Origin of the sequence: Bavariicoccus seileri WCC 4188 (assembly GCF_000421665.1) — a bacterium.
Lineage (GTDB): Bacteria > Bacillota > Bacilli > Lactobacillales > Aerococcaceae > Bavariicoccus > Bavariicoccus seileri.
Map to the genome: position 1 here is coordinate 1 of NZ_ATXL01000070.1, position 6,508 is coordinate 6,508.

General features: G+C 41.8%; 6 protein-coding genes and 5 tRNA genes. 9 read left to right on the plus strand and 2 right to left on the minus strand.

The window, feature by feature from the left end; genetic code table 11:
- Nucleotide 1 precedes the first annotated feature (1 nt).
- The 8 genes from H541_RS0110215 to H541_RS12845 all read left to right on the plus strand — a co-directional run bounded on the left by H541_RS0110215 (nt 2) and on the right by H541_RS12845 (nt 4,065).
- A tRNA-Thr gene (locus H541_RS0110215) sits at nt 2-74 on the plus strand.
- Between the two features lie 8 nt (nt 75-82).
- Nucleotides 83-154 (plus strand) — tRNA-Gly (locus H541_RS0110220).
- 23 nt (nt 155-177) lie between these two features.
- Nucleotides 178-263: transfer RNA gene (locus H541_RS0110225), tRNA-Leu, on the plus strand.
- Between the two features lie 4 nt (nt 264-267).
- A tRNA-Arg gene (locus H541_RS0110230) sits at nt 268-341 on the plus strand.
- Between the two features lie 12 nt (nt 342-353).
- Nucleotides 354-427 (plus strand) — tRNA-Pro (locus H541_RS0110235).
- Nucleotides 428-613: 186 nt separating this feature from the next.
- A complete protein-coding gene (locus tag H541_RS13735) occupies nt 614-1,072 on the plus strand; it encodes a CtsR family transcriptional regulator (protein ID WP_026501775.1) in 459 nt (152 codons plus the stop codon).
- Nucleotides 1,073-1,152: 80 nt separating this feature from the next.
- On the plus strand, nt 1,153-3,639 hold the full coding sequence (locus H541_RS0110245; protein ID WP_022797201.1) for an ATP-dependent Clp protease ATP-binding subunit: 2,487 nt from the start codon (nt 1,153-1,155) through the stop codon (nt 3,637-3,639).
- Nucleotides 3,640-3,699: 60 nt separating this feature from the next.
- Nucleotides 3,700-4,065, plus strand: coding sequence for a hypothetical protein (locus H541_RS12845; protein WP_022797202.1), 366 nt, complete (start codon nt 3,700-3,702; stop codon nt 4,063-4,065).
- A 138-nt stretch (nt 4,066-4,203) separates the two neighbouring features.
- On the opposite strand, the gene H541_RS0110255 is transcribed toward H541_RS12845, so the two are convergent.
- A complete protein-coding gene (locus tag H541_RS0110255; protein ID WP_022797203.1) occupies nt 4,204-4,662 on the minus strand; it encodes a DUF2975 domain-containing protein in 459 nt (152 codons plus the stop codon).
- A 211-nt stretch (nt 4,663-4,873) separates the two neighbouring features.
- Complete coding sequence (locus H541_RS0110260; protein WP_022797204.1) at nt 4,874-5,740, minus strand: helix-turn-helix domain-containing protein; 867 nt, start codon at nt 5,738-5,740, stop codon at nt 4,874-4,876.
- 174 nt (nt 5,741-5,914) lie between these two features.
- Between H541_RS0110260 and tadA the strand changes: the two genes are divergently transcribed.
- The gene (gene tadA / locus H541_RS0110265) at nt 5,915-6,460 is read left to right on the plus strand and encodes a tRNA adenosine(34) deaminase TadA (protein ID WP_022797205.1); all 546 of its coding nucleotides are present in this window, start codon (nt 5,915-5,917) and stop codon (nt 6,458-6,460) included.
- Nucleotides 6,461-6,508 lie beyond the last annotated feature (48 nt).

Genomic DNA, 6,508 nt, shown 5'->3' on the forward strand with positions numbered 1-6,508 from the left:
AGCCGGCTTAGCTCAGTTGGTAGAGCATCTGATTTGTAATCAGAGGGTCGAGGGTTCAAGTCCTTTAGCCGGCAGTAAAAATGCGGAAGTAGTTCAGTGGTAGAACATCACCTTGCCAAGGTGGGGGTCGCGGGTTCGAACCCCGTCTTCCGCTTTTTAATTTTTTCTCATAAACATGCCGGGGTGGCGGAACTGGCAGACGCACAGGACTTAAAATCCTGCGGTAAGTGATTACCGTACCGGTTCGATTCCGGTCCTCGGCATTAGGCACCCATAGCTCAATTGGATAGAGTACTTGACTACGAATCAAGCGGTTGCAGGTTCGACTCCTGCTGGGTGCATTTTTTTCATAACGGGAAGTAGCTCAGCTTGGTAGAGCACTTGGTTTGGGACCAAGGGGTCGTAGGTTCGAATCCTGTCTTCCCGATCTTAAAAAGCAAATTGACTGTTAGGACTTAGGTTCTGACAGTTTTTTGTATTTGGGAGTAACTATCTCTTAGCTAATGCTATTGTTAAAGTTAACCACGGTATCATGCATGGTGAGTATAAAACTTGCATTTATGCGTGGATAAGTTATAATAGTCAATAATGGTCAAATAAGGAGATGGTAAAAATGTCAAATTTATCCGATGATATAGAACGCTATATTAAAGCGTTTCTGGTTCAATCAGATGAAATCGAATTGAAGCGCAGTGAAATAGCTTCACAATTTGACTGTGTCCCATCGCAAATCAACTATGTCATCAATACGAGGTTTACAGTTCCTAAAGGGTATGTTGTTGCCAGCAAACGTGGTGGCAGCGGCTATATTCGGATCACGAAGATCCAACTTCGTGATAATGCGAAAAAGATCGATTTATTGGCCCAACAAATAGAATCTGAAATGTCTATAAATGATACGAAGAAGTATTTGATTGATCTCTTTCAACAGGGATTTATGACAAGGAGAGAAATTCAACTGTTGTCTCTCGTGATGAATAGTCCTGCCATTGATCAAGATACTAACGGCAATAATTGGCGTAGTGATATGCTAGCTCAGTTAACTGAGCACTTGAAATATTATTGGGAATAGTGTTTAGTAGGCAGTAATATAAACGAAAACAACCTTATTAACCAGGGCTGGTCAAGTGACCAAGAAAGAAGGGTTATATTATGAGTGAATTATTTACATCTAATGCCAAGCACGCGGTCTTGATCGCAGCAGAAGCAGCCATTCATTTTAAACATCAAGCAGTAGGGACAGAGCATTTATTACTTGGTCTAGCTGCTGAACCAGATGGTATCGCGGGGAAAGTATTACGTGAATACCAAGTAACACCTGAAAAAATCAGAGAAGAAATTGAATTATTAACAGGCTACGGTTTGGGAGCTCGTGTGAGTGATCCCTTGCATATGCCTTATTCACCACGAGCAAAACGGGTCGTGATGTTTGCCTCCAACGATGTTGAGCGGACGGGTCAAAAATTAATTGGGACAGAACATCTGCTTCTGTCATTGACACGTGAACAAGCATTAGCGGTTAAGATCTTAACCAATATTGGAGCAGATCCTCGGGTGATTCAAGCACGTATTTTTGAAAAATTAGGTGTCAATAATCCCGAGAAAGCAGCTAAACAAGCTAATAATGTTAGACGCAAGAAACCAGGTCAATCGACAACGCCAACTTTAGATGAGTTAGCTCGCGATGTGACTGAGATGGCACGCAATGAGGAAATGGATCCCGTCGTTGGTCGTGATCGCGAAGTGCGTCGTATTATCCAAATCCTGAGTCGTAGAACGAAGAACAACCCCATTTTACTTGGCGAACCAGGTGTTGGGAAAACGGCGGTAGTTGAAGGTTTAGCACAAAAAATCGTCAGCGGTCAATTGCCAGATGTTTTAAATGAAAAACGGTTGATGATGCTTGATACCGGTGGATTAGTTGCGGGTACGAAATTCCGTGGCGAATTTGAAGAACGGTTGAAGAAAATTATCAATGAGATTCGTGAAGATAAGAATGTTATCTTGTTTATTGATGAGATTCATACCTTGATTGGAGCAGGTGGTGCTGAAGGCGCAATCGATGCCTCTAACATTTTGAAACCTGCACTAGCCCGTGGTGAGATTCAATTGATCGGAGCTACGACCTTAGATGAGTATCAAAAATACTTTGAAAAAGATGCAGCATTCGAAAGACGTTTTGCGACAGTCATGATCGATGAGCCCTCACCGCAAGAAAGTATTGCGATATTGAACGGCTTGAAAGAGCGTTATGAGGACCATCATCATGTCTCGATTAGTGACGAAGCTATTGAAGCAGCCGTTAAATTATCGACCCGTTATATCACATCACGCAGATTGCCGGATAAAGCCATCGATTTGATTGATGAAGCGAGTGCGAAAGTTCGTTTGGATCGTGAAAGTTCAGTAGATCCATATGTTGCGACTGAAGAAGAGTACAAGAAATTAGTCGCACAAAAAGAGGCCGCTGTTTTGAACCAACAATTCGAAGAAGCAGCACAACTCAGACAAAAAGAAATCCAATTAAAAGATCGCTTAGCTAAACTGGGCGAACCTAAATCAGAGGACTCAACGAAAGTTGTTGTTTCTGATAATGATGTTGCTGAGGTAGTTGCACAATGGACAGGTATTCCGTTGAAACAAATGGAACTGAAAGAAAGCGAACGCCTCGTGCATTTGGAAAAAGAATTACATCAGCGTGTAGTTGGCCAAAAGGATGCTGTTGGCGCAGTTTCAAGAGCCATCCGTCGTGCACGGAGTGGATTGAAAGATCCAAAACGGCCAATCGGATCATTCTTATTCCTAGGACCAACTGGTGTTGGTAAGACTGAGTTAGCGAAAAGCTTAGCAGAAGTCTTGTTTGGGGAAGAAGATGCGTTGATCAGAGTCGATATGAGTGAATTTATGGAACGTCACTCAACGAGTCGGTTAGTCGGATCTCCTCCAGGCTATGTTGGCTATGATGAGGGTGGACAATTGACGGAAAAAATTCGTCAAAAACCTTATTCTGTCATCTTGTTTGATGAAGTGGAAAAGGCCCATCCAGAGGTATTCAATATCTTGTTACAACTTTTAGATGATGGTCATTTGACGGATTCTAAGGGACGTAAAGTTGATTTTAGAAATACAGTCATCATTATGACATCAAACCTTGGTGCCACAGCCCTAAGAGATGAGAAGACAGTTGGTTTCGGGGCAACTCAAGCTAAAGATGATTTCAAAGCGATGGAAGGACGGATTCGTGAAGAATTGAAGAAATCCTTCAAACCTGAATTTTTGAACCGGATTGATGAAACGATTGTGTTCCATGCATTAACGAAGGACGAGACTCAAGCCATTGTTAGAATGATGGCGAAGGATATCGTTACTCGGATGCATGATCTAGGGATTACGATTAAGATTACCCCTGCAGCAGTGACCGTCATTGCTGATGAAGGATATGATCCTGAATACGGAGCAAGACCATTACGTCGTGCACTGCAACGTCAAATTGAGGATCCATTGAGTGAACAATTATTGAATGATGATGTTAAATTTGGCCAAGACGTTACAGTGGGAGCTCGTAAGGGTAAAATCTATGTCGAAGCAAAACCGAGCAATCCTAGTCAATCTAAACAAGAGACCGTTACCACAGTATAGCTTTCTGGTAGGGTATCCGATTAAAAATATGATAAACTAGGGTAAAAGGAGGAGTTAGTCATGGTAGACAAGAAAAAAGCATTAATCATCGGACTTGGAGCAACACTGATCATCGGTGCTGCCGCTGCAATAATCGCCTCTGATGAAGAAAAACGTGAAAGTGTATCAGCGTTTATTAATCGTCAAAAGGTAAAATGTTTTGTGAAGGATAAGCTTAATGGGAACGAAAAGGCATTGAATGCCGTAGATGAGTTATCTGATGCGGATGTTAACCGTTTAGTTGCGATCGTTGAAAAAACCGGTGACTGGAAAGAAAACTTCCTCGAAGCCTTTAGTGAAGTCAAAGATAAGACCAAAGACGTCTTAAAACGCGATGAAGATTGGTTGAGTTTGTTATCAAAATTATCGGATAAATATCTGAAATAGTGAAACTGTAACAGTAATTTGTGAATGATAAAAAGGAGTTGGCACGTGTGCCAGCTCCTTTTTTATTAGGCTCTATGTTTTTTTCCTCTCGCCATGCAATCTCTATGTTGTCGCTTGTCTCTATAGCTACTCTGTTGTTTATAGATGAGCTACTCTTGCTTGAAGTAATCGTGATAAGAACAGGAAAACGAGGGTTACGGTGAGTCCAATCAGCAGAATGAAAGTCGCTAACACAATTACACCCGGGTGATTCATCCCTATAACAAGAAAAAGAAGGTTCATCACAAAAAAATAAGTCGCGTCTCCTCCAATCAATAGGGCAATTTGCTTAATCCAACCAGCCGTTTTGGATAGCTCTAAGCCGTTGCGCTGAAATGTATTGACGACTTTAAGAGCGATAACCAAACTAATGACTAATGGGATGACAGTGGACCAAATAACTAAGAGCCACGGTAGATAGTAGTATGAAAATTCAGGATTAGTCGCAACAATTTCTCTGCCAAATTGTGGAATCAATACGGCATAGATGATTAGTGTCGCGATACCTAGTAGTATGAGAACAATTCGTAAGCTATTGGATAGATGATCTTTTTTCATGTGACACAGCTCCTTTTGTTTGTTGTGCGTTAGTAGCACTAGTAACGCGATAATGCAGTGTTGTACTAGGACTATGTCATTAGTATAAGCTATTTAAACACAAAAAGGGTCCTAAAGACCCTAAGAAAGCATTAAAAAACGATAAAAATGTATCGATTAACGATAAAAAGTGTCCGTTGATAAATAGCGGTTATGGCTAAAAACGGAATGGTCAGAGGCTTGGAAAGAGAAGGTGACATAGTGCTAAATCGTCTAATTGTCTGAGTTGTAAACCGGTTTGTTCGTAAAAACGATCAATTCGGTAGTTTAAGGTGTTGCGGTGGACAAATAGACGTTGGCTCGCTTTACTGATATTTCCGGCAGCATGCCACAGAGACTTGATCAGATCGCTATAATCAGGGACAGCGGTTATTTGCTGTTGTAAGCCTTCTTTGATGGTGCGATTGGGTTGATCCGCGAAATACCACAAGGCAATCTCACTGAAATCGACCAAGAAGGGTTTATGTAACTGTTGGAGTTGTGAGACAATCTGACGTTCCTCAAGGACGATTTGATCATTAAAAGTGCTGGGTTCCCAGTTTGAACCGATAAAAGCATCGATATTGACACCAAAGTCATCCGTTAACGGGTCCTTGATCTCAGAGAGAATCACTTTTGTAGCGGAGGGTTCAGCGAACTCTCTCACTAAAACAGCAAGTTCTGGTGTGAGCCACTGAATCCCCAACGTATCGGGGATTGCCTGTTCAAGTGTTTCTGCCAATTCGCGTTGATAAGGAATCACCAACCAGACGAGTTGGACGAACTGATCTAAATCGGGCAATGCTTGGGGCGAAGCCGTTTTTTCTGTAGTTAGCTGTGTTAAGAACGTTTTCCAAGCAAGTGGTAATGTCGATGGCAATAATGGTTTATCTAAAAAGTGATTAAGCAACCATTTTTCGCGGTCAGTTAGCGCCTCATCGGGAATATGGAGGTAGTCTGTTTTGGTTGCGATAACATACTCATTGCCGTTCGCTGTTGATTGCGACGAGCGTGTGGCTTTAGGGAACCATTGTTTAAGTGACTTTGATGACTTTGGCATAATTAAGACTCCTGTTAAAAATGTTTTACAATGAGTTGGGATCTATGATGAATTGGGATCTATATAAGTTGGAATCCATGATGAGTATTGACCCATCAGATGGACTGATATGGTAAACTATAATGTAAGTTAATAGTATCATATTGTGGAAATTTTTGCCGAAAGGTGCTACTTATGACAGATAAATCAATAGAAAAACAATCGACGAAAGAAATGCAATACTCACCAGAGTATTTTATGGGTGAAGCCTTAAAAGAGGCACACAAAGCTTTGGCTATTGGAGAGGTACCAATAGGAGCGGTCGTAGTCTATCACAATAACATCGTTGGGCGAGGATTCAACCGCCGAGAGACTTCTAAAATTGCAACAACCCATGCGGAGATGACAGCAATAGAGATGGCCAATAAAGAACTTGGCAAGTGGCGGCTAACGGATTGTGATCTCTATGTTACCTTAGAACCATGCCCCATGTGTTCTGGCGCCATGATCTTAGCACGGGTCCGTCATGTTTACTTTGGAGCGTTTGATCCGAAAGCCGGGGCGGCTGGTAGCTTGATGAATCTATTGACGGATGAACGGTTCAACCACCAACCTTTCGTGACGGGCGGTGTGTTAAAAGAAGAGTGTCAGGCCTTGCTAAAGGATTTTTTTAAAAGGCTTAGGTCGCGCAATAAAGCCGATAAAGCAGTGAGAGAAGCTCTAAAAAAGAGCCAACTGTAAGGTTACAATACATGTGTTACATGAAAATAAAAAAATAGAGGAAGCTTC

What these genes read in the sequence shown, in the direction of transcription:
- H541_RS12845 (WP_022797202.1), top strand. Translation starts at nt 3,700, where the DNA reads ATGGTAGACAAGAAAAAAGCATTAATCATCGGACTTGGAGCAACACTG.
- H541_RS13735 (WP_026501775.1), top strand. Translation starts at nt 614, where the DNA reads ATGTCAAATTTATCCGATGATATAGAACGCTATATTAAAGCGTTTCTG.
- H541_RS0110255 (WP_022797203.1), bottom strand. Translation starts at nt 4,662, where the DNA reads ATGAAAAAAGATCATCTATCCAATAGCTTACGAATTGTTCTCATACTA.
- tadA (WP_022797205.1), top strand. Translation starts at nt 5,915, where the DNA reads ATGACAGATAAATCAATAGAAAAACAATCGACGAAAGAAATGCAATAC.
- H541_RS0110260 (WP_022797204.1), bottom strand. Translation starts at nt 5,740, where the DNA reads ATGCCAAAGTCATCAAAGTCACTTAAACAATGGTTCCCTAAAGCCACA.
- H541_RS0110245 (WP_022797201.1), top strand. Translation starts at nt 1,153, where the DNA reads ATGAGTGAATTATTTACATCTAATGCCAAGCACGCGGTCTTGATCGCA.